General features: G+C 42.3%; 24 protein-coding genes. 20 read left to right on the plus strand and 4 right to left on the minus strand.

What is annotated here, in order from left to right:
- Positions 1 to 131 precede the first annotated feature (131 nt).
- From MKY20_RS13050 to pssA, 10 genes are all read left to right on the plus strand, one after another.
- On the plus strand, positions 132 to 530 hold the full coding sequence (locus MKY20_RS13050; RefSeq protein WP_009333547.1) for a GntR family transcriptional regulator: 399 nt from the start codon (positions 132 to 134) through the stop codon (positions 528 to 530).
- Positions 514 to 1,410 (plus strand): ABC transporter ATP-binding protein, encoded by an 897-nt coding sequence (locus tag MKY20_RS13055; RefSeq protein WP_252245181.1) that lies wholly within the window; start codon positions 514 to 516, stop codon positions 1,408 to 1,410. The genes MKY20_RS13050 and MKY20_RS13055 overlap by 17 nt, the downstream gene beginning before the upstream one ends.
- Positions 1,364 to 3,340, plus strand: a complete 1,977-nt coding sequence (locus tag MKY20_RS13060; RefSeq protein WP_341001377.1) for a DUF6449 domain-containing protein — start codon at positions 1,364 to 1,366, stop codon at positions 3,338 to 3,340. Before MKY20_RS13055 ends, MKY20_RS13060 begins: the two co-directional genes overlap by 47 nt.
- A 33-nt stretch (positions 3,341 to 3,373) precedes the next feature.
- Positions 3,374 to 3,895, plus strand: a complete 522-nt coding sequence (locus tag MKY20_RS13065; RefSeq protein WP_019382486.1) for an RNA polymerase sigma factor — start codon at positions 3,374 to 3,376, stop codon at positions 3,893 to 3,895.
- Positions 3,896 to 4,045: 150 nt separating this feature from the next.
- Positions 4,046 to 4,813: a 3-hydroxyacyl-CoA dehydrogenase gene (locus MKY20_RS13070; protein WP_251174987.1), complete on the plus strand. Its 768-nt coding sequence runs from the start codon at positions 4,046 to 4,048 to the stop codon at positions 4,811 to 4,813.
- Between the two features lie 168 nt (positions 4,814 to 4,981).
- A complete protein-coding gene (locus MKY20_RS13075; protein ID WP_009333552.1) occupies positions 4,982 to 6,127 on the plus strand; it encodes an acyl-CoA dehydrogenase family protein in 1,146 nt (381 codons plus the stop codon).
- A 12-nt stretch (positions 6,128 to 6,139) separates the two neighbouring features.
- Positions 6,140 to 7,291, plus strand: a complete 1,152-nt coding sequence (locus tag MKY20_RS13080; RefSeq protein WP_192908892.1) for a thiolase family protein — start codon at positions 6,140 to 6,142, stop codon at positions 7,289 to 7,291.
- Between the two features lie 19 nt (positions 7,292 to 7,310).
- Positions 7,311 to 8,879, plus strand: a complete 1,569-nt coding sequence (locus tag MKY20_RS13085; protein ID WP_217025502.1) for a fatty acid--CoA ligase — start codon at positions 7,311 to 7,313, stop codon at positions 8,877 to 8,879.
- A 20-nt stretch (positions 8,880 to 8,899) separates the two neighbouring features.
- Entirely contained in the window at positions 8,900 to 10,018 is a 1,119-nt protein-coding gene (locus MKY20_RS13090; protein WP_019382491.1) for a CaiB/BaiF CoA transferase family protein, read from the plus strand.
- 223 nt (positions 10,019 to 10,241) lie between these two features.
- On the plus strand, positions 10,242 to 10,937 hold the full coding sequence (gene pssA / locus MKY20_RS13095) for a CDP-diacylglycerol--serine O-phosphatidyltransferase (protein ID WP_009333556.1): 696 nt from the start codon (positions 10,242 to 10,244) through the stop codon (positions 10,935 to 10,937).
- 201 nt (positions 10,938 to 11,138) lie between these two features.
- Here the strand turns inward: pssA and MKY20_RS13100 are convergent, their stop codons facing one another.
- Together MKY20_RS13100 and MKY20_RS13105 are read right to left on the minus strand one after the other, a co-directional pair.
- Complete coding sequence (locus MKY20_RS13100) at positions 11,139 to 11,513, minus strand: nucleotide excision repair endonuclease (protein WP_019382492.1); 375 nt, start codon at positions 11,511 to 11,513, stop codon at positions 11,139 to 11,141.
- 99 nt (positions 11,514 to 11,612) lie between these two features.
- Entirely contained in the window at positions 11,613 to 12,077 is a 465-nt protein-coding gene (locus MKY20_RS13105; RefSeq protein WP_251174986.1) for a hypothetical protein, read from the minus strand.
- A gap of 673 nt (positions 12,078 to 12,750) precedes the next feature.
- Between MKY20_RS13105 and MKY20_RS13110 the strand changes: the two genes are divergently transcribed.
- From MKY20_RS13110 to MKY20_RS13140, 7 genes are all read left to right on the plus strand, one after another.
- Complete coding sequence (locus MKY20_RS13110; protein ID WP_009333559.1) at positions 12,751 to 13,521, plus strand: ABC transporter ATP-binding protein; 771 nt, start codon at positions 12,751 to 12,753, stop codon at positions 13,519 to 13,521.
- A gap of 60 nt (positions 13,522 to 13,581) precedes the next feature.
- A complete protein-coding gene (locus MKY20_RS13115) occupies positions 13,582 to 15,483 on the plus strand; it encodes an AMP-binding protein (RefSeq protein WP_192908963.1) in 1,902 nt (633 codons plus the stop codon).
- Positions 15,483 to 16,367: a branched-chain amino acid ABC transporter permease gene (locus MKY20_RS13120; RefSeq protein ID WP_009333561.1), complete on the plus strand. Its 885-nt coding sequence runs from the start codon at positions 15,483 to 15,485 to the stop codon at positions 16,365 to 16,367. Before MKY20_RS13115 ends, MKY20_RS13120 begins: the two co-directional genes overlap by 1 nt.
- Positions 16,368 to 16,371: 4 nt before the next feature.
- Entirely contained in the window at positions 16,372 to 17,433 is a 1,062-nt protein-coding gene (locus MKY20_RS13125; RefSeq protein ID WP_019382495.1) for a branched-chain amino acid ABC transporter permease, read from the plus strand.
- A gap of 83 nt (positions 17,434 to 17,516) precedes the next feature.
- Positions 17,517 to 18,695, plus strand: a complete 1,179-nt coding sequence (locus MKY20_RS13130; protein WP_251174985.1) for an ABC transporter substrate-binding protein — start codon at positions 17,517 to 17,519, stop codon at positions 18,693 to 18,695.
- 237 nt (positions 18,696 to 18,932) lie between these two features.
- The gene (locus MKY20_RS13135; RefSeq protein WP_009333564.1) at positions 18,933 to 19,721 is read left to right on the plus strand and encodes an ABC transporter ATP-binding protein; all 789 of its coding nucleotides are present in this window, start codon (positions 18,933 to 18,935) and stop codon (positions 19,719 to 19,721) included.
- On the plus strand, positions 19,721 to 20,893 hold the full coding sequence (locus MKY20_RS13140; protein ID WP_019382498.1) for a phenylacetate--CoA ligase family protein: 1,173 nt from the start codon (positions 19,721 to 19,723) through the stop codon (positions 20,891 to 20,893). The genes MKY20_RS13135 and MKY20_RS13140 overlap by 1 nt, the downstream gene beginning before the upstream one ends.
- A 740-nt stretch (positions 20,894 to 21,633) precedes the next feature.
- On the opposite strand, the gene MKY20_RS13145 is transcribed toward MKY20_RS13140, so the two are convergent.
- Positions 21,634 to 22,236: a class I SAM-dependent methyltransferase gene (locus tag MKY20_RS13145; protein WP_251174984.1), complete on the minus strand. Its 603-nt coding sequence runs from the start codon at positions 22,234 to 22,236 to the stop codon at positions 21,634 to 21,636.
- A gap of 99 nt (positions 22,237 to 22,335) precedes the next feature.
- A complete protein-coding gene (locus MKY20_RS13150; protein ID WP_033196598.1) occupies positions 22,336 to 23,136 on the minus strand; it encodes a DUF169 domain-containing protein in 801 nt (266 codons plus the stop codon).
- 172 nt (positions 23,137 to 23,308) lie between these two features.
- On the opposite strand from MKY20_RS13150, the gene MKY20_RS13155 reads away from it, so the two are divergent.
- From MKY20_RS13155 to MKY20_RS13165, 3 genes are all read left to right on the plus strand, one after another.
- Positions 23,309 to 23,725, plus strand: a complete 417-nt coding sequence (locus tag MKY20_RS13155; RefSeq protein ID WP_251174983.1) for an SRPBCC family protein — start codon at positions 23,309 to 23,311, stop codon at positions 23,723 to 23,725.
- Entirely contained in the window at positions 23,725 to 24,051 is a 327-nt protein-coding gene (locus MKY20_RS13160; protein ID WP_251174982.1) for an ArsR/SmtB family transcription factor, read from the plus strand. The genes MKY20_RS13155 and MKY20_RS13160 overlap by 1 nt, the downstream gene beginning before the upstream one ends.
- 118 nt (positions 24,052 to 24,169) lie before the next feature.
- On the plus strand, positions 24,170 to 25,540 hold the full coding sequence (locus tag MKY20_RS13165) for an MATE family efflux transporter (RefSeq protein ID WP_009333570.1): 1,371 nt from the start codon (positions 24,170 to 24,172) through the stop codon (positions 25,538 to 25,540).
- Positions 25,541 to 25,603: the final 63 nt, after the last annotated feature.

Consider the following 25,603-nt stretch of genomic DNA (forward strand, 5'->3'; position numbering starts at 1 on the left):
GGCTGAGCCAGTTTTTTCTTTTTATAAAAATTTAAATTTCCTCTTCTCTTTTCCAATTACTTGTAATATAATCTAACTGTATTAACTGTACTATGAATGATAGTACACTACGTACAGATGGGAGGGTAAACATGTTTGAATTGGACGTAAGGAGCCGAAAGCCTATATATGAACAGCTGGTTGAGCGGCTTAAAGAGCTGATCATCACCGAGGTCTTAACAGCAGATGAACAGCTGCCTTCCGTTCGAACACTGGCCCATCAGCTGACAATCAATCCCAATACGATTCAAAAGGCATACAGGGAACTAGAATCTCAGGGCTATATTTATTCTATAAAGGGGAAGGGCAGTTTTGTCAGTCCAGCAACTCCCAATCTGAACAGAGAAAAAATAGAAAAAGTGAAAAGTGAACTTTCAAAGCTTTTATCAGAAGCTATATATCTTGGAATTACAAAAGATGAATTATTTAATATGATTCAGGAATTAGAAGCAGCTATAGGGGGAGGGATAGAAGATGATCAAAATCCGTAATGTACGTAAATCATTCGAGGAGATGGAGGCTGTTGAAAATGTCTCCATCGAAGTCAATAAAGGGTCCATATACGGCTTGCTTGGTTCCAATGGAGCCGGAAAAACAACGCTCTTGAAGCTTTTGGCAGGCATCTATGCGGAGGATGAGGGGTATGTTGCCATTGACGGCCAGCCGGTCTTCGAAAATCCGGTAATTAAGGAAAGGATCTTTTTTATTCAGGACCATCCCTATTTTCTGCCTCAATATACAGTTAAGCAAATGGCACAATTTTATCAAAATATTTACAGCAGATGGGATGACGGCCGCTTTGAAGAACTTGCTGCTATTTTTGAAATGGACATACATAAAAAGATTCATAGATTTTCAAAAGGCATTCAGAGGCAGGCTGCTTTTATCCTGGCTTTGTCTGCCAGGCCGGAAGTTTTAATTTTGGATGAGCCTATGGATGGGCTGGACCCGGTCATGAGAAAAAAAGTGAAAAGCCTGCTTATAGATGAGGTTGCCGAAAGAGAAATGACCATCCTTATTTCCTCTCATAACCTGCGTGAAGTGGAAGATTTATGTGATTTTATTGGCATCATGCATAAAGGGCGTATGATCCTGGAAAAAGACCTGGATGACCTTAAAACAGATACACATAAGATTCAAGTGGCTTTTAAAGGATCTGTACCAGCCATTTTCGATCCGCTGAAAATCCTTCATAAAGAAAAAAGAGGCAGCATTATGATCTGCATTGTAAAGGGAGATGCGAAGGAAATATCATCATATGTAGAACAATTTAAGCCTGTGATTTTCGATATGCTTCCCCTTACATTAGAGGAGATCTTCATCTATGAAATGGGGGATATTGGATATGCAGTCCAGAACATCCTTGGTTAAAAGGGAAATTTTAAAAACGATTTTCAGAAGTGTAGGCTGGGTTTCCATTGTATATTTTCTCGGTCTGTTCTTCGCTATTCCACTTGATATAATAATGAATTCTTCAGAGGAACAGCGGAAATTTCTGGACATTGACAATCTGTTTCAACACAACTTCCAAATCCAGTTTATTTTTAATATATCAGTGCCGGTGATCTTGTCAGTGTTCTTATTCAGATACACACAGGTAAAACAATATAGCGATTTAATGCACAGTCTCCCAGTCAAGCGGGCATCCATTTTTCATCAGTATGCTTTAACTGGCATCATGCTATTAATTTCGCCGGTTTTACTCATTGCTTTGATAGTTCTGATACTGTACCAGCCCATGAATTTGCAGGAGTTCTATTCAATTGGGGAGATATTCAATTGGGTGGGCATCACCCTTTTGTTTAATATTGTGATTTACCTGGCAGGAGTTTCTGTGGGAATGCTGACGGGATTATCCGCCGTTCAAGGTGCCTTAACGTATATTTTCCTCTTGCTCCCTGTAGGCCTGATCATTTTAGTTTCTATTAATTTGCCATTCTATTTATTTGGCTATCCAGACCAATATTATATGGCAAGCAAATTTGAGAAGTTTTCTCCCTTAATTGCACTAACTCAGATGAACATGCGCACTCCCTCAAGCGCAGAGGCTGTTATTTATCTCTTTCTTATTTTGTCTCTGTATTGTCTTGGTTTGCAGATCTATAAAAGGAGAAGGATGGAGGCTGTCTCCCATGCCCTGGTTTTTCCGATTACAAAACCCATCTTTAAATATGGTGTAACTTTTTGCACGATGCTTTTAGGGGGAGGATATTTCGGTGAGATGCGCGGCGGCATGAGCTGGCTTATAGCTGGCTACGTGTTTGGAGCATTGATTGGATATGCGGCTGCCGAAATGGTTCTGCAAAAATCATGGCGTGTGACCATTAATATGAAAGGATTGCTGGCATACACAGCTTTAATGGCGGCTTTATTCGCCTTATTCCAATTTGACTTTACTCAATATGAAAAAAGCATACCACGGGGCAATGAGATTGAGCGGGTTCATTTTAGCGAGAGTTTTTACCTTTATAGTGATATCGATACTGAGGAACCCTTATATTTGAAAGAATACGAGAATATTGATTTGGTCAGAAGATTTCATGAGACGATTGTAAAGGATGAAAACAGGCTTGCGGAGATTCCGGGCCGCGATTCAGTTTTTATCGTGTATGAACTGAAGAATGGTGAAAAGCTAATCCGTGATTACAGGATTAATAAAAAGGAATACAAGCCATTTCTTAAGCTGATTTATGAATCAGATGAATATAAAAAGGCAACAAATGAAATTTATCAGGTTTCAGCAGATGCTGCAACGAAATTGACGATTACTCCAACTGGCCCAGTTACGAAGCGGGCGGTCATTACAGACGATAAAGATCTAAAAGAGGCTATTGAGATATTAACTGAAGAAATTGATTCTGCTTCCTTTGAAGAACTCCAGGGAAGTGACGAGCCATATGCGCACATTGAGATTTTTTATAATGACAGCAATAAAGCTTATATGCCCTGGTATCCTTCTTATTCAAGATTTGAGAAATGGCTGGAAGAAAAGTCACTGCTGAATGAAGCAAGAGTGAACAGCAATGATATCTCTTATGCTTTGGCTGCAAAAGCGAAGGATATCGATATCAACTTTGCAGCAGGGTACTCGTATGAAGAAGTTTTTGAAGAAATGAGAGATAGCAAATCTGCCGTCAAATTAACGGATAAGGAACAAATTGAAAGCAGCTTGAAGAATTCAGAAGGATTCGTGGATGGAGACTATCTTATTGCGTTCTATTTTGATGAGCAAAGGACAATTGATATTAAAAGCTTCACGGAAAAAACAGTTCCAGCCTTTATAAAAGAACGGCTTCAATAAAAGGTTAGAAACCTATAGGAGAGGGGGATTAAAGTGATTAAACCTTCAATGGATATGAGAGAGATCTGCAGGCTCTACAATAAACGGCTCTATCATATTGCTTATAATATAACTCGGGATCATTATCTTGCACAGGATGTTGTGCAGGAATCCCTGCTCAAAGCATATAAAAAAATGGACAGCATTGATGATCAGGAAAAGCTGGGGGCCTGGTTATCCTCGATTGCAACCAGAACTGCGATTGATTTTGTCCGGAAAGAAAGAAGGACAAATGAGAGAATACAGGATTCTTTTGATTTTGAAAACTGCATGGAAAGTAAATTTATTGATGCTGGGCAGGAAGCAGAAGTTAATTTGCTTGAGGAGCAGATATACGCTTATGTGGATTCCCTCTCCTATGAACAGAAAAGGGTTTTCCTGCTTAAAACAAAGCACGGGCTGAAAGAGAAAGAAATAGCGGACATTCTCCATCTCAACCCAAACACTGTCAAAACTAAATTGTATCGGGTCAGGCAGCACCTTAGAGAAATTCTTGGCGATCGGTATTTGGCATAGAAAAACAGCTTCTGAAAAGGAGCTGTTTTTTTGTGCAATTACAAGGAATTGATAAATAATCAGCAGGGAATTCGGCCAGTCAGCAGGAAAATCTCCATTCTTAATGGAAATGTCTTCATAGAAAACCTGATTAATAAAAGGAGGTTCACTATGGAATTGAAAGATTGCAGGGCCATAATCACTGGCGGCGCCTCAGGGCTTGGCGAGGCGACTGTGAGAAAAATAGCCGGATGCGGCGGAAAAGTTCTTATTGCAGATTTGGCGGAAGATCGGGCAAGCCATCTTATCAAGGAACTGGGAGGGAATGTTTATTTTTTTAAAACGGATGTAACAAAAGAAGAAGACGTGCAGGGAGCAGTTGCATTCGCTTCTGAAAAATTTGGCAGCTTTAATACTGCCGTTAACTGCGCCGGCATCGGAATTGCCGCCAAGCTGCTTGGCAGAAAGGGAGTCCACACACTGGATATGTTCCAAAAGGTCATAACGATTAATCTGGTCGGGACTTTTAATGTCATTCGCCTGGCTGCTGAACAAATGGCAAAGAATGATCCGAATGATCAAGATGAAAGAGGCGTCATTATTAACACTGCTTCCGTAGCAGCCTTTGAAGGACAAATTGGCCAGGCTGCATATAGTGCATCGAAAGGCGGTGTGGTTGCCATGACCTTGCCAATTGCCAGAGAGCTGGCGGATTATGGGATTCGTGTTATGACGATTGCCCCTGGATTGTTTAATACACCTATGTTTGATTCACTGCCTGATGAGGCAAGGGATTCATTGGGGAAAATGGTGCCCTTTCCTTCAAGACTGGGATATCCTGAGGAGTATGCCAGGCTGGCTGAGAGTATTTTAGTGAATCCGATGCTGAATGGAGAAACGATCCGTCTGGATGGCGGCATCCGTATGCAGCCTAAGTAAATAGAGAACCTGCCCTTTCTGCATAGAATAGGTTCTTTTTTTGAAAAATTATTTTAATGTTCTAAAAATATCGATAATTATTGTACAATATAAATGTAAGCCTTTTCAAAGGTGAGGAATAGTACTTTGTGTTATGTCAAAAAAATTTTAGATTCGGAGGATCATAATATGGCTGCTTCATACATACAGGAAGAGCATGAAATTTTTCGGCAATCACTGCGTAAGTTTTTAGAGAAGGAAGCCTATCCGAATTATGACAAATGGGAAGAGGACAGGATCATTCCCCGGGATTTTTGGTACAAGATGGGGGAGCAGGGTTTTTTATGCCCTGATATTGAAGAAAAATATGGCGGAAGCAGCGTTGATTGGGGCTTCTCAGTAGTCATCAATGAAGAACTTGAACGTGTTGGCTCAGGCATGGTGGGAATTGGGCTTCACAATGATATCGTTGTTCCGTATATTACTGCTTATGGAACAGATGAGCAAAAGGAAAGGTGGCTGCCAAAGTGTGCGGCAGGAGAAATCATTACTGCTATCGCAATGACTGAACCTGGCGCCGGATCTGATTTAGCCGGCATCAGAACGACAGCAAGACTTGAAGGGGACCATTACATAGTGAATGGCGAAAAGACCTTTATAACCAATGGAATTCATTCCGATTTAATCATCATTGCCTGTAAAACCAATCCCAATGCAGTTCCCCGGCATAAAGGAGTAAGCTTGCTTGCGGTCGAGAGGGAAACCAAGGGGTTTACAAGGGGAAGAAAATTAAACAAGGTCGGACTTCACTGTCAGGATACGGCAGAGTTAATTTTTGAAGATTGTAAGGTTCCGAAAGAAAATCTGATTGGAGAAGAAGGGAAAGGTTTTCTTTATTTGATGGAAAAGCTGCAGCAGGAAAGACTTGTCGTAGCAATCGCTGCCCAGGTGGCTGCAGAGGAAATGCTTAATTTAACAATGAATTATGTTAAGAATCGCGAGGCATTCGGAAGACCGGTCAGCCAATTTCAAAACACTCAATTTAAGATTGCCGAAATGGCAACAGATATAGAGATGGGAAGGTCGTTCCTTGATCAATTGATCACAGAACATATGGCAGGCAAAGATGTAGTTACAAAAGTCTCCATGGCGAAATGGAAGCTTACAGAAAATGCCCGGAATATTGCCGCAGAATGCATGCAGCTTCATGGCGGCTATGGCTATATGGAAGAATACGAGATTGCAAGGAGATACAGGGATATACCGGTTGCCAGCATATATGCAGGTACAAATGAAATCATGAAAACCATTATTGCGAAGAACATGGGTTTATAAGGAGGAGTAAACATGCGTGAAGCTGTCATCGTCGAAGGTGTCAGAACGCCAGTAGGAAGAAAAAACGGCTTTTTAAAAGATATCAGGGCGGATGATCTGGCTGCTGAAGCACTAATGGCACTTGTCGAACGTGCAGGTATAGATCCGCAAATTATTGATGATGTCATTCTTGGGTGTGTCTCGCAAATAGGCGAACAAACAGGGGATATTGCAAGGGTCGCAGCTTTGATCGCAGGGTTTCCGATTGAAGTGCCAGGTACCACCATTGATCGTCAATGCGGCTCCAGCCAGCAGGCTGTCCATTTTGCAGCTCAGGCGATTTTGGCGGGAGATATGGAAATTGTTATCGCAGGCGGTGTCGAAAGCATGTCCCGTGTCCCAATCGGCTCCAGTTATCAGGGTGTAGGATTCAGTGAAAAACTGACAGACAAACATGAAATCATCCACCAGGGCTTATCAGCTGAACGCATTGCTGAAAAATATGGTTTTACAAGAGAAGAACTTGATCGCTATTCATTAGAGAGCCACCAAAAGGCTTTAAAAGCCCAGGACGAAGGACGTTTTGAGAGAGAGATTGCACCATTAAATGTGAAATTGCCTGATGGACAGCTCATGACGGTTTCGGAGGACTCTGGCCCCAGAAAGGAAACGTCGCTGGAAGCACTTGGAAGTTTAAGGGCTGTTTTTAAGGAGAATGGGGTCATTCATGCAGGAAATTCAAGTCAAATCAGTGATGGAGCCGCAGCACTATTAATTATGTCACGCGATAAAGCAGAGGAGCTTGGAATGAAGCCGAGATTCAGGATACTTTCCCGCACAGCAGTTGGCTCTGATCCTACTTTAATGCTGACTGGACCGATACCTGCAACCGAGAAAGTGTTAAAGAATGCTGGACTGGCTATTGAGGACATCGATGTGTTTGAAGTGAACGAAGCGTTCGCTCCTGTTCCGCTTGCCTGGCTGAAAGAAACTGGAGCCGACCCTGCAAAGCTTAACCCAAACGGCGGAGCCATTGCACTCGGCCATCCTTTGGGAGGCAGCGGTGCACGGCTGATGGTCACCATGATGCATGAACTAGAAAGAACAGGGGGGCGCTATGGACTTCAGACCATGTGTGAAGGCCTTGGTATGGCCAATGCGACTATTATTGAACGTTTAGACTGAAGAATGGGGAGGAATGAAAATGACTACTACTATTGGAAGAATTTTCGATCTAACTGCCGGAAAATTTCCGAATAAAGAAGCCCTGTATGATGTCAGAAAAAATCTGCGTCTTACCTATAAGGAATGGAGCCTTGAGATCAATAAATTGGCGAATGCCTTAATGAATGAGGGAGTCAGGAAGGGTGACAGGGTTTCAACCTACCTTTTTAATACTGAGGAGCTTGCAACAGCATTTTTTGCATGTGCAAAAATCGGCGCCATTTTTAATCCGATCAACTTTAGGCTGATGTCAGAAGAAGTTGCTTATATCCTTCAGGATGCAGAGCCAAAAGTAGTGTTATTTGAACAAATGCTGGAATCCGGCATTACCCCAATTGCTAAACGTTTTCCGCATACAGCCTTTTGGTACATTGATGACAAGGCACCCGGATATGCTTCATCCTATCGGGAAAAAGTGGATGCAGCATCACACGATGAAATTGAAATAGAAATGGACGAAAATGACTTATACGCGATCATGTACACAAGCGGTACCACGGGAAGGCCAAAAGGAGTTGTCCACAGGCACCGGGATATGGCTGAACAAAGTTTAATCGTAATAGGAGCCACAAAGCTTGAAAGCAGTGACAATGGTCTCGTGACTGCACCAATGTTCCACTGTGCAGAGCTTCACTGTGCCTTTTTGCCAAGGGTGCATGTGGGGGCAAAAAATACCATCCTCCATCACTTTGATGCAAAAGAAGTATTACAGTTAATCTCAGATGAGAAGATTACAAAGTTTTTTGCAGCACCTACCATGTGGAATATGCTGCTGCAGGAAAACTTAAGCCATTATAACCTGGAAAGCCTGAAGCTGGGACTGTATGGAGCAGCTCCAATGGCTCCGGCACTTGTTTATGCCTGCCGGGAAAAATTAGGCGTATCCCTCGTACAGGCATATGGAATGACCGAGATGGGGCCAGCGATTACGTTTTTATCTGAAAATGATCAAATCCGGAAAGCAGGGTCTGCCGGGCAGGCATGTTTAAATCATGAGATTAGGATTGTAAGGCCGAATGAAAATGGTCCATCAGATCCTGAGAATGTGGTGCCGACAGGGGAAACAGGTGAAATCATCGTAAAAGGTCCATGCATGATGAGTGGTTATTTTAATCGGGATGAGGCAAACGATCTTGCCATGCACGGGGGCTGGTACCATTCAGGTGACATAGGATATCTGGATGACGAAGGCTACTTGTACGTTAAAGACAGAGTCGATGATATGATCATTAGCGGCGGTGAAAACATTTACCCTAGGGAAGTGGAAGATATTTTATATACGCATAATGGCGTACTGGATGTGGCAGTGATCGGCCAGCCTGATGACCGCTGGGGTGAGACGGTCACAGCATTTGTAGTTAAAAAAGATCCGGCACTATCTGAAAATGAGCTGGATGAACTGTGCAGGAATAGTGATGAACTTGCTAATTATAAGCGGCCGAGAAAATACGTATTCTGTGAAGCTCTGCCAAGGAATGCAAGCGGCAAGATTCAAAAGTTTATGCTCAGAAAGCAGCTGGAGGATCTGTTCGCTGACGGAAAAATTTAGCCGGAAGAAAGGGATGCATGATGTTAAAAGGCATTAGAGTAATTGATTTTTCCAATTATCTCCCCGGTCCGTTTGCTTCCCAGAGACTTGCAGAGCTTGGAGCTGAAGTGATTAAGGTTGAATCCTTGACTGGTGACCCCGCAAGGCAGCTGGATATTAAAATAGAGGGTACAGGAGCCGTGTTTGCCGCCAACAACCGCGGTAAAAAAAGCATTACACTCAATCTGAAGAGTGAGGATGGAAGAAATGCAGCCCTAAAGCTGATTTCTGAAAGTCATGCCGTGCTGGAAAGCTTTCGGCCAGGAGTCATGAAAAAGCTCGGACTTGATTATGAGACTGTAAAAAGACACAAGCCCGCTATCGTTTATTGCTCCCTTACAGGCTACGGGGGCAATGAAGACTATCAATATTTAGGCAGCCATGATTTAAACTATATGGCAGTAAGCGGCGCCCTTTCCCAGCTGAAGGACCCCAGCGGCCGTCCAGTTCACCCGTCCAATACAATAGCGGACTTTATGGGAGGAATGGCCGCGAGTGAAAGGATACTGGCAGCCCTGCTTTCCAGCAGGATTTCCGGAAATGGCGGGCATCACTGCATTTCCATTGCTGAAGTGATGGCTTCCATCATGGGAAACCATTTGCTGATTGAAAACGAAACGGGTTATTCAAATGGGCTATCGGTACTAAGCGGGGAGATCGTCGCCTACTCTATTTATGAAACAAAGGATGCGAGGTTTGCTGCTCTTGCTGCATTAGAGCCGAAGTTTTGGATTAACTTCTGCAAGAGTGCCGGCAGGGAGGATTGGATTGATTCCCATTTCTCCCGTGCTTCTGGCAATAATCCTGTATATTTGGAGATGACCGAATTATTTAAAAGCAGGACATTAAAAGAGTGGACTGAATTCGGGCAAAGAGTTGATTGCTGCCTGACTCCGGTATTGGAGACGGGTGAATTAAAAGACTTTCCACTTTTTAAGGAGATTTATGAACAAGACGGGAATTACCCTTTAGTTAAAATGCATGGAGGAATTGACTCAGCATTGACTGGCCCTCCAAAACTGGGAGAACATAATGAGGAAGTTTTAAGCAATATTGCTGGAATGTCAGCGGAGAATGTTAAAGCTCTGACAGCAAAATAAATATTCTAAATAAAAGTCGGCGAACTTGTCTTTCAGATAGCCGATCTGTAACTTATGAATTCATGAAGAGCCCTAAATCCATATGATGGATTATGGCTCTTTCTTTTTTGGCGGCGAATGTTTCTATGAAAGAGGAGGGCTTTAAAGAAGATTAAATGGTATAATGAAAGGGAATATATAATAAAATAAACTTTTTTCTATTTTTGGAGTGTGATGGTCACTAGTGCGTTTTATTAAAACAATTCCCAATATGGTCACTTTGGGTAACTTATATTGCGGTTTTCTTTCAATCGGAATGGCTGCCAATGGCGAATTTAAAAATGCAGCAATATTAATTTTAATCGGCATGATGCTTGATAGCATGGACGGCAGGCTGGCAAGAATGCTGAAAGCGGATAGTACGCTTGGAAAAGAACTTGATTCACTGGCAGATATTGTTACATTTGGGGTTGCCCCTTCATTTTTGGTCTTTTATACATACTTTTTTCAATTTGGAATCCTTGGATTAATCGTTTCAGGTCTTTTTCCTCTATTCGGGGCATATCGGCTTGCCCGATTCAATATCAGTCCCCCAAAGTCCTCATTAAATTATTTTATAGGAGTTCCAATAACAGCAGCAGGAGGGATAATGGCCATACTGACCCTTTTTGGTGACCGTATTCCCAATATCATTACAACTGTTGTGTTCACAGCACTATGCTTTCTGATGGTAAGCAGAATTCGGATTCCCAGCTTTAAGGAAGTTCCTCTTCCAAAATACGGGACGATTGTTACCATTTTTCTTGGAAGTGTTCTGTACGTTATTTATAAGGGCTCCTATGGACCATTTCCCGATTTAATTTATATTGCGATTCCGCTTTACATAGCGTATTTGACATACCGATTCATTAAAGGTAAAAACAAAAAAGAAATCGATTAATTAGAAATGCGGAAGCGCCTTGCCCGCGAAGGAACGCAGACTTAGACCGCCACCCTCCCAAAAGCTGTTGCTTTCGGTCGTGTGATGTTTATGCTGACGCCCTGGGGCCTCACCTCGAGGAGGCAGGCTGCTTGCGCAAACAGTTATCAGAGTTCAAAGTTATACTTTTTTACAAATAAAAAAAGGCCGGGATGGCCTTTTTTATTTGTAAAATACCTTGTCTATATTAAATTTTGCATGAAGGGTATTAATGATATAAGTTTCATAAATTTCGCGCTCCATGCTGTCTTCCACGTAAATGACCGCAATTTTATAGATATCATCGCGATGATTTTTTATTGGAGAAACATTATCTTCAAAATGTTTTTTCACGCGCTGCCTTAATTTTCGTGCCTTCCCTACAAATAGCAGATCTTCATTCGCATCGAAAAACAGAATCATGCCGCCCTTGTCTCTTGGTATTTTATGATAATCTGTGAAACCATAGACACTGCTAAGGTCACTTTCTCCTGCCTGTCCCGTTTGCCTGCTTCTTGTAATTACGAGATCAGGCTGAGGGATTTCAATTTTTATCAATATCATCACTTCCTATTCTAAGATTAAAGAGTACCATAAATTTCATATGTAATCTACATTAAAAAGTATCATTGGATCCTGCCTTGCCGCAGAAGCTCCTTATATGAAGTGTAATTGTTTTTGTCTTTCTTTTGTCATATTCAGCAGCACTTCATTATTAAGCGAGCGTGCCATTTTAAGGGTAAGATCCAAAATCTTTTTGATTCCTTCCTTCTGGCCGTAATCAATAGCAACCCGATCACATTGAACTTCAGTATCTGTACAAATTATATTCTTTCCAGCAGGATAGGTAATATGTCCAATTTCATGCCAGATTATCGCTTCTTTTATTTCTCTGTCTGAACAGAACTTTTCATAATCATAGACGACAATAAACCAGTCATAATGCGCATACAGGGATTGATAAAACATAGTCAGGAGTCTGCAGTCAATATTCCACAAGTTCAGCCAGCTTCCATCGTTTAGACCAAAGTTTTTTAAAACAGTATGTTTATCTTCTAAAATGGCTATTATTCCGTCCAGGCCGCAATAGGATAAGGAAAGCTCTTCACACAAACAGATCAAGTCAGATTCTCCTTTTAATTAATTTCGGTTTACTAGCATTGTTATGTAAGCGGCACTTTTTTAATCACCAGCCTATAAAAAAATAAAGAAATGAATGGATTTGTTTGCAAACTGCCATGCGGCAGTATGATGCAAAAACGTGGCAGCAGATACATTTCAAGAAAATCTGCAAGGTAATTAATTTAGGTGTGATTTAACTAGTAATCCAAAAGCGGGGCCTCAGCAGCCTTCATGGAGGGGTAAAGGTTGCTCGAGACCAAACTTTCATATGCACAGCGGCTTTCCAGCACACTTTCAGCTAAGCCTGGTTAACGGCACTTTAAGAAGTTAATCGTGTTTTTTCCTGATTATAGTAAACCAAAATGGGTATATTCTAATAAAAATTAACATTGAACGGGTGAATTCCTAAGCTGAGCACATCTGTGTTAGCTTTTTTTCGTTCTTTTTACATAAAGAGTTTCCCTCATAATTATTACTTAGCTTATAGTGAAAAATACTTACACATAAGGAAATTGTCATATCAATATTCCATTTCACATAAAAATGAAAAATAGCTAAGGGCTAAAAAATATTTTAAATATAAAAAGGAGAAAATAAATATGTAAAGAATATTAAAACTATTCATAATTTTATAAAAAATATTTTGTGTTTCGAAATAAAGGGGGTTAGCAAGTTGGGGATATTAGAGATTAAAGATGCTACTTTGAGGTTTGGAGGCGTAGTGGCGCTTGACAACGTCTCATATGAAGTGCAGGAAGGAGAGATTTTTTCACTTATTGGGCCAAATGGCGCAGGGAAGACAAGTATGCTGAATTGCATTAGCGGACTATACAAGCCTTCATCTGGTTCCATCCATTTCAAGGGGGAAGATATCACCCGCTATAAACCTCACAAAAGAGCCAGTATGGGCATTGCCAGGGCATTCCAGAACATCGAACTTTTTCCGCATTTATCTGTTTTGGACAATCTGATGCTTGGCAGGCATGTGAGAATGAAAACCGGACTCCTTGCAGGAGGATTTTATTGGGGAAAGGCGCAAAGAGAGGAAATTGAACATCGGAAAAAAGTTGAGCAGGTGATCGATTTTCTTGAAATTGAGGATATCCGCAATACTCCCGTGGGTACCCTTTCGTATGGATTGCAGAAAAGAGTCGAAACCGGCAGGGCTCTGGCACTGGAACCTGACATCCTTCTTCTGGATGAGCCGATGGCAGGCATGAATAGTGAGGAAAAAGAGGACATGGCCAGATACATTATCGACATTCATGAAGAAATGAATACAACTATTATATTAATTGAACACGACATGGGGGTTGTAATGGATTTATCCGATCACATTGCAGTTCTTGATTTTGGTAAGCTGATTGGTTACGGGACGCCTGAAGAGATTCAGAATAATCCTAGAGTCATAGAAGCTTATCTGGGAGAGGAGAATGCCGTATAAAAGATGATTCGTCTAAACGGTAGATTAATAGTTTTGTAGGGGGGAGAGATTCTTTTGAGCATGACATTTCCGCAGCTGCTTATTGAAAGGGCATACATAAATGGGTCACAAGTTGCTTTAAGAGAAAAAGAATTTGGAATTTGGAATGAGATAACGTATGAAGCGTTCTTGGAGAAAGTTAAGAATTTCAGCTTGGGATTGGCCTCTTTAGGACTAAAAAGGGAGGATAAGCTAGCCATTATCGGCGATAACAGACCTGAATGGGTAATCAGTGAGCTTGCTGTGCAAAGCTTGGGCGGCATTTCAGTTGGAATCTATCAGGAATCCTTATCTGCAGAACTTAGTTACATTATTGATAATTGTGACGCAACTATAATAGTTGCGGAAGATCAGGAGCAAGTGGATAAGCTGATGGAGATTAAAGACTCCATTCCTAAAGTCAGAACGATTATTTATTATGATTCACGGGGCATGAGAAGTTATCGGGAGGATTTCCTGTTTGAATTTGAAGAGGTTCTGCAAATGGGACAAAGCTGTCACTCGGAGCAGCCTGATTTATTTTCGCAGGAAGTTGATAAAGGCACTGCAGATGACGTGGCGATTTTATCATATACTTCAGGAACGACAGGCAATCCGAAAGGAACGATGCTTACCTACCGGAATCTGCTGGATATGGCTAAAAATTTGTCAGACATTGATCCGCTGACGGACAAAGATGAATATGTTTCATTCCTTCCGCTTGCCTGGATCGGGGAGCAGATGATGACCCTTGCGATGGGCTTATACAATGGAATGACAATTAATTTCCCTGAAGAGCCTGCAACCGTTTTGGAAGATCTGCGGGAAATTGGGCCACAGGTTATGTTTTCGCCGCCAAGAATCTATGAAGATATGGTGTCGCGCTTTCAGGTCAGAATTCAGGATAGCGGCTGGCTGAAAAGAAAGATATATAACTGGTGCAAGCCGATAGGCGAGAAGGTAGCTAAAGCCCATTTTGGGAATAAACCTGTCAGCGCAGGTACGAAGGCTCTTTATAAAATTGCTGATTATGTGATGTTCAGTGCAATTCGCGATCACTTTGGACTTTTGAAGATCAAGCGTGCTTATACCGGCGGTGCTCCTTTGGGCCCGGATGTATTTGAATTCTTTCACAGTATTGGAGTCAATGTAAAAAGCATTTACGGGCAGACAGAAGTTGCCGGCATATCCATTGTGCACAGGGATGGCGACATTAAGCTTGATAGTGTCGGAATTCCTATTCCGGGAACAGAAGTGAAAATTTCTGATGAAGGGGAAATTCTGATCAGGAGCTCGAGTGTGTGCAAAGGGTACTACAAAAACGAGAAAAGCACAATCGAAACCATACAGGAAGGCTGGCTGCATACAGGGGATGCAGGGAGGCTGGATAAGGAAGGGCATTTGTATATCATTGACAGGATTAAAGATGTCATCCGTCTTGATACAGGTGAGATGTTCTCCCCGCAATTTATCGAGAATAAGCTTAAATTCAGCTCGTTCATACAGGAAGCGGTAGCAATCGGGAAGGATCGCCCATATGTGGTTGCCATGATCAATATTGATATGAAAAATGTAGGGCGCTGGGCCGAGAAAAATCAAATCAGCTATACCACGTATACCGATTTATCTTCCAAACCTGAAGTGCTGGAATTAATCGAAAAACAGGTGCAGGAAATCAACCAGACCCTGCCTGAAAAAGCCCGGGTTAAGAAATTCGTCCTTCTATATAAAGAACTGGATGCCGATGATGAAGAGCTTACAAGAACAAAGAAAGTCCGCAGGCAATTTGTTGCTAAAAAATATCAGGCATTGATCGACGGGCTTTATACAGAGGACAAAAAAATACGTGTAAATGGCACGATCAAATATCGTGACGGCATGGAACAAACCATCCAAACAACGCTTCAAGTCATTTTTATGGATGAAGGAGAGGGGGCAGCTTAATGACTTTTTTCTTGCAGATGCTTGTAACAGGAATCGTGGTAGGAAGTGTTTATGCACTTGTGGCATTGGGCTTTGTGCTTATTTATAAATCCAGTGACGCCATCAACTTTGCACAGGGTGAGTTCCTTTTAATTGGAACGTATGTATGTTTAACGCTTATTACAGCCTACAACATCCCGTTTATAGCAGCCCTTTTAATTGCGCTTATGTTCAGTGCCGTTTTGGGATTTGTCATTGAACGGATTGTTCTGAGGCCGTTTATCGGAGAGCCGGTCATATCCATGATAATGGCGACGATCGGTTTATCGAGTGTTCTTGCCGGGATTGTCCATATTATTTGGGGCCATGAAACACGTGTGTTTCCAAAAATCTTCTCAGAGCAGCCTGTTAATCTGGGTGAAATTGTCATTGCGCCCGTCTATTTATGGTCACTTTTAATCGTTGTGGCTATGCTAATCATTTTCACTCTATTTTTCAAATATTCGAAGCTGGGAATTGCGATGAGGGCAACCGCAGATGATCAGCAGGCAGCGATGTCGATGGGAATCAGCGTAAAAATGATTTTCGCAGTTGCCTGGGCGATTGCTGCCATTGTTTCAGCAGTTGGAGGCATCCTTCTCGGGAACATAAATGGTGTTAATGCATCCCTTTCAGCGATCGGGTTAAAGGTACTTCCGGTTGCCATCCTTGGGGGACTTGACAGTATCCCAGGGGCCATCATCGGCGGACTGATTATCGGCATTCTTGAGAGCCTGACCGGGGGATATCTGGATCCATTGGTTGGTGGCGGTCTGAAAGAGGTTATGCCGTTTGTCATCCTCGTATTTATCCTTATGTTCAAGCCATATGGTTTGTTCGGAAAAAAAGAAATCGAGAGGGTGTAGCCGAGTGAGAAATCCTTTTGTAATGGATTGTGGAGAATTCCATGTGAATTATAAACAAGATATGGCTATCTGGAAAATAACCAGAGTAAGGATGCGTGTCTTCATTCTTCTGGCTGTATTTGCAGTATTCCCGATGTTGGCATCCGATTATATTATTGGACTGGCTACGCTTTGCGGAATTGCCGCGATTGGTGCTATTGGTTTGAACATCCTGACGGGTTTTACCGGCCAGATTTCCATAGGGGTAGGCGCCTTTCTGGGGGTAGGCGGTTATACATCGGCCATTCTGACAGCAAAGCTGGGGTTAAGCTTCTGGATTGCTATGCCGACAGCCGGCATTGTGACGGCGATTGTAGGCGGACTATTCGGATTGCCTTCCTTAAGGCTAAAAGGATTATATCTAGCCATTGCCACCCTGGCAGCACAGGTAATCATCCTGTTTGTTATTTCCCGCTGGGATGCGCTGACTGGCGGAACAGCCGGAATGGTCCTATCCAGGCCTGAACTTGGCAGTTTTGTCTTTTACAGTGAGCGGAGCTATTATTATCTGATGTTTACGGTGCTGATTATTACAGCCGCCTTTACCTTAAACCTCTTCCGATCGCGGGTCGGCAGGGCATTCATAGCAGTCCGTGACCGTGATGTCGCTGCAGAAGTTATGGGAATCGATTTGTTTAAGTATAAGGTATTGGCATTTATTGTTAGTTCCTTTTTCGTCGGCATCGCCGGAGCTTTACTGGGTCACTATACGATGGTTGTAAGTCCCGAGCTTTACAGCATCACAGTGTCCATTGAATACTTGGCAATCATACTGGTAGGCGGTTTAGGGAGTGTATTCGGGTCGATTTACGGAGCCGTTTTTATTACACTGCTTCCGGTTGTCCTCAGGTCAGGTGTAGAAATGATGAGCGGGGTTTTCCCAGACTTATCTGCAGTCTTAATAGGAATGAAAGAGGTGGTATTTGGCCTCGTGATTATCTTATTCCTGATTTATGAACCGCAGGGGCTCGCAAAAATATGGAAGAATATTAAAGACTACTTTAAGCTGTGGCCGTTTTCTTATTAATTCCCGGGTAATAATTTCTGAAAATTTTGAAAGCAAAACTTTCAAATTTTTATAAAAAAGAGGTAAAAATGAGGGGGAACATTATGAAGAAGGTGTGGAAAGGTTTATTGGCAGCAACATTAATGGCTGGAATGCTTGCTGGCTGTTCAGGAGGCAGCGAGGGAGCATCCGGTGACAAGAAAGGCACTGTCAAAATCGGCGGTATCTTTGACCTAACGGGCGGTACCGGTGATGTAGGAACACCATATGCAGAAGGTGAAAAAGCATTTTTTGAATCCATTGCAGGTGAGGAGATCAATGGCTATAAGCTCGAATTAATCGGTGATGACTATGCTTATAAAATTCCTGAAGCTCAAAAACTTTATCAGAAATTAAAATCAAAGGATAAAGTATCGGCTATTTTAGGATGGGGAACAGGTGACACAGAAGCTCTTCGCCAGCAGGTGGCAGCCGACAAGCTTCCATTCATCTCGGCTTCATACTCAGAGAATCTAAAAAATATTGACGAAAGTCCATATAATTTCCTGGCCGCCGCTTCTTACTCCGACCAGGCAAGATCTGTACTGAAATGGATAAAAGACAATCACACTGGCGGCACACCTACTGTTGCCTTAATTTACAACGATACGGCTTTTGGAAAATCCCCAATTGAAGATGCCAAAAATTATGCACAGGAAAATGGCATTGAAATTGTTGATGAGCAAATAGTTGACCTGAAAACACTTGATGCAACCTCCCAATTACTGAACATGGAAAAGAAAAATCCTGATTATGCGATTATCAACCAAACTTGGGGGGCAACCGCAACGATTCTCAAAGATGCTAAAAAGCTTGGCCTTGATACAAAATTCATCGGTTTAAACTGGGCTACCGGAGAAGGCTTGCTTCCAATTGCGGGCGATGCGGCTGAAGGATTTATCGGGGTTGTCACACATGCATTCCCTTATGAAGATCTTCCTGGAATGGAAGAAATCAAGAAGTTCGTAGAAAGCAAGGGAGAAAAGCTGGAAGACAAAAACCAGAAATTTATCCAGGGATGGGTTTCCGCAAAAATTATGGTTGAAGGCCTAAAACTTGCTGAAGACCCGACTTCAGGCGAAGGGATCCGATCTGGCCTTGAGAAAATCTCAAATCTTGATCTTGGCGGTCTAGCTGCCCCAGTTACATTTTCACCTGACAATCATGCTGGTACAAACCAAATTCGGTTGGCAGAAGTCAAAAACGGCCAGTTTGAAGTGTTCACTGATTATATCGGCTACTAAAATGGTGGGGGCGAGGTTTTATACCCGCCTCCTGTTAACTTTTAAAGGCTTGGATCATTACTAGATTGAGAACTTGGCAAATAAACTCGAAATTTGGCAAACAAACGATTTGAATCCGCAAACAAATCTCAGATTTTGCAAATAAACCGAGAAAACCAGCAAACAACAAATGATTCAGAACTTGACCTTGGGACGAATAAATAGAGAAAGAGTTTATAAAGCTGGGAGGACAGATGAATGCTGACAATAAACAATGTCGAAGTGATGTACGATAAGGTCATCCTTGTACTAAAGGGGATGTCAATGGTGGTGCCCAAAGGGAAAATAGTTGCGTTGCTCGGCAGTAATGGCGCCGGGAAAACGACTACCCTTAAAGCCATTTCCGGACTGTTGAAAAGTGAGAATGGTGAAGTAACAGACGGATTTATCGAGCTGTATGGGGAGCGCATTGATGTAAGCGATGCTGAAACCATCGTAAAGAAAGGCATTTTTCAGTGCATGGAAGGAAGGCGCGTATTCAAGCACCTATCTGTGGAAGATAACCTGATTGCGGGTGCACATACCAGGAAAGACCGGAAGAATATTAAAAGTGATATTCAAAAAGTCTATCATTATTTTCCAAAGCTTGAAATGCTGAAGCACAGGCAGGCCGGCTATCTGTCAGGAGGAGAGCAGCAAATGCTGGCCATTGGCAGGGGGATCATGGCAAAGCCAAAGGTGCTGCTTCTTGATGAACCTTCATTAGGACTGGCCCCACTATTAGTAAAAGAGATTTTCGGGATCATAAAAAAAATCAATGAAGAAGAGGGGACCACGATATTGGTAGTTGAACAAAATGCCAATGTTGCCTTATCGATTGCCGATTATGGATACATCATGGAAAACGGCCGGATTGTGATGGATGGAACGGTGGACCGGCTCCTTTCCAATCAGGATGTGCGTGAATTTTACCTGGGAATGGGGGATAAGGGACGGAAAAGCTATAAAGATATTAAATCTTATAAAAGAAGAAAGAGGTGGCTGTAGTGGAAAAGCTGAAGGAAGTGATCCAGCATGCCTATGACAATGCAAGAGGCTTTAAAAGTCAGCTTGATGAGGCACATATTTCTCCAAGTGACATTCTATCTCTAAAGGATTTACAAAAAATTCCCGTGCTTAAAAAAGACCAATTGCCGGAACTGCAATCTGCAGATCAGCCCTTCGGAAGCCTTTCAGCTGTAAAGCCTAATGAGATGGCACGAATCTTTATGTCACCAGGACCAATTTATGATCCGCAAACCACCGAGAAGGATTTTTGGCGTTTCTCAGAAGCTCTCAGGGCAGCTGGTTTTAACAGTAATGATATTGTTCAGAATACATTTTCCTATCATCTTTCACCGGCAGGCTTTATGTTTGACTCGGCACTCCGAGAATTAGGAGCAACTGTCATCCCGGCAGGAACCGGGAATCGGGAACTGCAGATTCAGATCATGAAGGATACCAGGGTAACCGGCTATGTGGGAACTCCCAGCTTCTTTAGCCTTTTACTTGATGCCCTTGAAGAAAAGGGATGGAAGATGGGAAATGATGTTGTCTTGAACAAAGCTTTCTTTACTGCTGAAATGCTGACTGAACAAATGCGGAAAAGGTGTGAAGACAATGGAATTTCGGTATATGAAGGCTATGGGACTGCGGATTGCGGATGTATTGCTTTTGAAGACAAGCAGGGCCCGGGGTTGAGAATAACTGATTCTGCCATCGTGCAAATCTGTGACCCGCAGACTGGATGGGAGGTTTCAGATGGAGAAGGGGAAGTGGTTGTCACTCTATTTGATAAGAGCTACCCGCTCATCCGCTTTGGCACGGGCGACCTCTCCCGCTGGGTTAAAGGGTACGAAGGAAAAAGGATTGCAGGAGTGCTGGGGCGTGTTAGTGATGGTGTAAAGGTAAAAGGAATGTTTGTAAGAGAAAAACAGCTTGCAAAGATCTTGAATGAAGCAGGGTATTCGATTTTCCAGGCTGTTGTCACAAATGAGAACGGGCAGGATCAGCTTGCCATTTTCATAGAGTCTGAGGAAGGCTTGGAATCTGAGCTTTCAGCAAAAATTCAGGATGTGATCCGGGTCAAGCCAATCCTGAAATTAACAGCGGCAGGCTCAATTAAAAAGGATGATAAGAAGCTGGTGGATAACCGGAATTACGAATTAAAGAAGGTGTAGTCAAAGGAGGCTGATTGAATCGGCCTTCTTTTTTATAGAGAACTGAAAAGGATTTCTAATTTTGAACTATGAATAAAGGCGAAAGTGGATCATGAATAAGAGAATGGGAGTAAATCTTTCACATTAATGACGAAAATGCGCTAGGGGAGAGGAAAATGGTAGTTAACCAGCCGGATTAACGCTGAAAATGTGGTTGTGAAGAGGAAACTGGTAGTTAATCGACTGGATTAACGCCGAAAATGTGGAGGGGAGGAGGAAAAGGGGAGTTAATCGACTGGATTAACGCCGAAAATGTAGAGGGGAGGAAGAAACTGATAGTTAACCAGCCGGATTAAGGCCGAAAATGTGATAGGGGAGAGGAAAAGGGTAGTTAATCAGCCGGATTAAGGCCGAAAATGTAGAGGGGAGGAAGAAACTGATAGTTAATCAGCCGGATTAAGGCCGAAAATGTGGTAGGGGAGAGGAAACTGGTAGTTAATCGACTGGATTAAGGCCGAAAATGTGGAGGGGAGGAGGAAAAGGGTAGTTAATCGACTGGATTAAGGCCGAAAATGTGGAGGGGAGGAGGAAACTGGTAGTTAATCGACTGGATTAACGCCGAAAATGTAGAGGGGAGGAAGAAACTGATAGTTAACCAGCCGGATTAAAGCCGAAAATGTTAAGAGGGAAAAAACGGTAGCTACTCAGCTGCCAACAACAAAGATAGAGTAGCAATCCCAAATGGTGCCGCTAATTAAACATTAAAGGCTGCCATCGCTATTCTCACACTCCATTACCAGAAACAATCCTTTATAATAGGAAGCCACATTCGTAACCTTCATGCCGGATTTCTGAATAGACAGAAGTGTATCACGGTTTAGGTGGCAGCCGTCACAAATTCGTTTCCATAGAGGATTCAGGGCTTCCTGGGCAAATGCCAGAGCGGGCTGCTCCATTTTAACATGCTCAAAGAATAGTATTTTTGCCTTTGGCTTACATACTCGTCTGATCTCCGCTAGCGCTTTGTCAGGATTTGGTATCGTGCAGAAAACAAGAGTGGCAACTGCTGAATCAAAAGTTTTGTCCGCAAATTCAAGAACTTCAGCTGACTGCCGGTGGATATGGATAGGTACTGCGGCCGCATTTTTGCGAGGAATAGATTTTTCAATCATTGCCTGGTTTGGTTCAATGGCATCGACCCGATCCGCCTTTTTGTATAAAGGGAAGTTAATGCCTGTGCCGGCACCAACTTCGAGTACCCGGCCGTCCACCATGGAAAGAATTTCACTTCTGATTTTCCGGAATTTTCTTTTTTCTAGAGGCTGCATGGCCAAATCATATAGGGATGGGAATAAGCTGCTCAAAAAATTCACTCTTTTCATAATAGCTGTCTTTTTCTATTTTACTCTTATCCTAAAATGAAACAAGCCGGTACCTCTCTTAGGGGCACCAGCATCAAATAATCAGGGGAGGCTGTCGAACATCTCGTTAAGCTTCTCATACGTGTCCGGATACTTTGCCTCATACTGAAGGTAGGTTGGAACTGGGTAGCGCACACCGCCTTTGTGGGTTTGCTGTAATCCCTCAGCAAACTCATCTGCCATGGAAAAAGGAATGGTAAAGGCCATTTCGTGATCATGTGTCTGCCCGAAAACCCGATCTCCATAGCATGGCAGGATCACTTGCGGCTTACCGGTTTTTATGGTCTTAATAACGATATCGGCACAGTCAGCTCTAGCCGTAAAAGTGGATGTAATTTCACCGCCCGTATGATAGAGGGCAGCCGCAACCATTCTCATGACTTGGGCTGAATTACCATAAACAGTGATTACTTCCGGTTCAAATGCTGCTCTCCCCAGAGGAGCCATTAATACAGTTCCGGCTTCCTCTTTTGAAAATTTAGGAACTGCCGCTTCGGTTAAGGCGCCAAGGTCACAGGTTTTTGTATACATACCATCTGTTAAGCTGCCTTTTGAGTAATAGTCGAGTTCCTCTTCAAATCCAAAAGCGATTTTGGCAATTGGGCATGATAAGTCTTCTTTGCCCATGGCAATGGACCAGCCATATCTTCTAGACATTGTCACACCCTGACAGATGCTGAATGTTTTGCCAAAGTCTCTTGCCGGACGTTTTACCCTGACAGGCAATTCCTCCTCTTTTTTCAAAACTCTTATAGCCAGCGGAAAAGTATCGGGTCTCACATATGTAAGAATCGCAGTTTCCAGATCAGAAAGTTTTTGGGCTTGAATCGTTTCCTGCATCATGATCCCTCCTTTAGATATTAGATTAATTCTGTAAATTATATGGATTAACCTGCATATTTAGGCTTTATTTTAGAAAACATCATAATATTCCAGTTGACATGAAACCAAAAGGTTGTATATGATTTAAATGAAACCAAAAGGTTGTATTTTATAATTAAAGGAGAGTATGTAAATGGAAACACTTCAGGATATTAAACAAACAGTTATACTTAGTGCCCCGATTGAAAAAGTTTGGAAGACAGTCTCTACTTCGGAAGGGATCGAAGCGTGGTTTATGCCAAATGATTTTAAGGCTGAGCTGGGCTATGAATTTCATATTCAGTCCCCATTTGGTCCGTCCCCGTGTAAGGTCACAGAACTGGATGAGCCCAACCGGCTTTCTTTTAAATGGGATACAGATGGATGGTTTGTATCTTTCCTATTGAAAGATTTGGGCGGCAAAACTGAATTTACTCTTATACATGGCGGCTGGAAACAGTCAGATGAACTGGTTGAGAAAGCTCAAGCTGAGAGTGCAGTTATCCGTGAAAGAATGTCACATGGATGGACTGGAATTCTTGCGAAGCTTGGCAAGGTTGTTGAGGAATAATGGGTGCTTCTGCCAGGAAACATGATGTGTTTCAGGCAATCGCCGATCCAACTAGGAGAGAAGTATTGAGGCTGCTGGCTGAAAAAGAACGCCCGATCTCAGAGATAAGTGCTCATTTTCCCATAAGCCGTACCGCCATATCAAAACATCTTCAGATCCTTTCTGAAGCTGAGTTAGTAAAAGGGAAAAAGGCAGGCAGAGAAAGAATCTACCATCTCCAGCCTGAGCCGCTGACAGAATTGAAGCAATGGCTGTCCTATTATGAACAATTCTGGAATAATAAGCTGCAAAAACTTAAATATATACTTGAAGAAGAAAATGAGTGATGTCCTGAAAAAAGAGCTTCTGCAGCTCTTTTTTCTTTTGTCTAAAAATAAGGTCTTTATTCTTAAAGATATAATATAATGATATTTATGATTAATATTTTGAGAAGGAGTCCTTAGGATGTATCAGACATTTACTTTACAGGAGAAGATCAGGCAAATTACCATCATGTTAATTCCCATTTTAATCACGCAGCTTGGCATGTTTGCAATGGTCTTTTTTAATACGATCATGTCGGGAAGATATAATGCTTCCGACCTTGCTGGCGTAGCGATAGGCTCCTCCATTTGGAATCCTGTTTTTACCGGGCTCAGCGGAATTTTAATGGCTGTATCTCCAATTGCGGCTCAAGCGTTTGGAGAGAAAAAGAACAAGGAAGTAACTTCTATCGTAAAAAATGGAATATTTCTGGGCTTTGTTATTGCCTTTGCAGTCATTCTGTTGGGTTCATTTTTGCTTGACCCGCTGCTAGATAGCATGAATCTGACTAATGCTGTGGAAGCAACGGCTCGGGGCTATCTTGTGGGACTCAGCTTTGGAATCGTTCCTTTATTCATATTTAATGTTTTAAGATCTTTCATCTATGCACTCGGCAAAACGAGAGTTGTAATGGTGATTTTGTTTTGTTCGCTTCCAATCAATTTCTTTCTGAATTATGTCCTGATATTTGGCTATTGGGGATTTCCTGAACTGGGAGGAGCAGGTGGAGGGTATGCAACTTCTATTACTTATTGGTTCATCCTTGTCATGACTGCTTTTATTATAAAAACGAAGGAGCCTTTTTCAAACTATACGATATTCAGCGGTCTTAATGATTTTTCATGGGATAAATGCAAAGAAATCTTAAAGATTGGAGTACCCATGGGATTGTCAATCTTTTTTGAAACGAGTATGTTTGCAGTGGTGACCATCTTAATCAGTAAATTCAATGTGACAACTATTGCCGCTTATCAGTCTGCATTAAACATTGTTTCCTTCCTGTATATGATCCCGATCAGCATTTCCATGGCGCAGACAGTGTTAGTCGGATTTGAAGTGGGTGCAGGCAGGTATAAGGATGCAAAAGCCTACAGCTGGCTTGGCATCTATTTAGCCGTATTGATTGCCTTGTTTACTGGGCTGCTGGTCGTATTTTTCCGCTATGAAGTTGCAGGTTTTTATTCTACTGATAGTGCCGTTATTGCCTTAACTGCCCATTTTCTGATTTACGCCCTGTTTTTCCAGATTTCTGATGCCATCCAAGCTACTGCACAAGCTGCATTAAGAGGATATAAAGATGTGAATATTTCGTTTGTTATCACATTGATTGCTTATTGGCTGATTTGTCTGCCTGCTGGCTACGTTCTTGCACATCATACCAGCCTCGGGGCTACTGGATATTGGCTTGGCCTTACCTTCGGGCTTCTTGCTGCAGGTGTTTGTCTTTCAATGCGGCTCATCTTTATCCAGAAGAGGAAATTTATCAATGAAGAAATTCGGGAAGCAGGCTAAAAACCGTCTGGCCGTTTATTGCGGCATTGACGGTTTTTTTTATTTGTTAAGTTTTTTTTGACA

The organism is Cytobacillus sp. FSL W8-0315, assembly GCF_038002905.1.
Taxonomy (GTDB): Bacteria; Bacillota; Bacilli; order Bacillales; family Cytobacillaceae; genus Cytobacillus; species Cytobacillus pseudoceanisediminis.

Excerpts from the sequence above, each read along its gene's own strand:
- MKY20_RS13155 (WP_251174983.1), top strand. The coding sequence starts at position 23,309 with ATGGAAACACTTCAGGATATTAAACAAACAGTTATACTTAGTGCCCCG.
- MKY20_RS13120 (WP_009333561.1), top strand. The coding sequence starts at position 15,483 with ATGACTTTTTTCTTGCAGATGCTTGTAACAGGAATCGTGGTAGGAAGT.
- MKY20_RS13135 (WP_009333564.1), top strand. The coding sequence starts at position 18,933 with ATGCTGACAATAAACAATGTCGAAGTGATGTACGATAAGGTCATCCTT.
- MKY20_RS13075 (WP_009333552.1), top strand. The coding sequence starts at position 4,982 with ATGGCTGCTTCATACATACAGGAAGAGCATGAAATTTTTCGGCAATCA.
- MKY20_RS13070 (WP_251174987.1), top strand. The coding sequence starts at position 4,046 with ATGGAATTGAAAGATTGCAGGGCCATAATCACTGGCGGCGCCTCAGGG.
- MKY20_RS13060 (WP_341001377.1), top strand. The coding sequence starts at position 1,364 with ATGAAATGGGGGATATTGGATATGCAGTCCAGAACATCCTTGGTTAAA.
- MKY20_RS13050 (WP_009333547.1), top strand. The coding sequence starts at position 132 with ATGTTTGAATTGGACGTAAGGAGCCGAAAGCCTATATATGAACAGCTG.
- MKY20_RS13160 (WP_251174982.1), top strand. The coding sequence starts at position 23,725 with ATGGGTGCTTCTGCCAGGAAACATGATGTGTTTCAGGCAATCGCCGAT.
- MKY20_RS13115 (WP_192908963.1), top strand. The coding sequence starts at position 13,582 with ATGACATTTCCGCAGCTGCTTATTGAAAGGGCATACATAAATGGGTCA.
- MKY20_RS13090 (WP_019382491.1), top strand. The coding sequence starts at position 8,900 with ATGTTAAAAGGCATTAGAGTAATTGATTTTTCCAATTATCTCCCCGGT.
- MKY20_RS13055 (WP_252245181.1), top strand. The coding sequence starts at position 514 with ATGATCAAAATCCGTAATGTACGTAAATCATTCGAGGAGATGGAGGCT.
- MKY20_RS13150 (WP_033196598.1), bottom strand. The coding sequence starts at position 23,136 with ATGATGCAGGAAACGATTCAAGCCCAAAAACTTTCTGATCTGGAAACT.
- MKY20_RS13165 (WP_009333570.1), top strand. The coding sequence starts at position 24,170 with ATGTATCAGACATTTACTTTACAGGAGAAGATCAGGCAAATTACCATC.
- MKY20_RS13085 (WP_217025502.1), top strand. The coding sequence starts at position 7,311 with ATGACTACTACTATTGGAAGAATTTTCGATCTAACTGCCGGAAAATTT.
- MKY20_RS13080 (WP_192908892.1), top strand. The coding sequence starts at position 6,140 with ATGCGTGAAGCTGTCATCGTCGAAGGTGTCAGAACGCCAGTAGGAAGA.
- MKY20_RS13130 (WP_251174985.1), top strand. The coding sequence starts at position 17,517 with ATGAAGAAGGTGTGGAAAGGTTTATTGGCAGCAACATTAATGGCTGGA.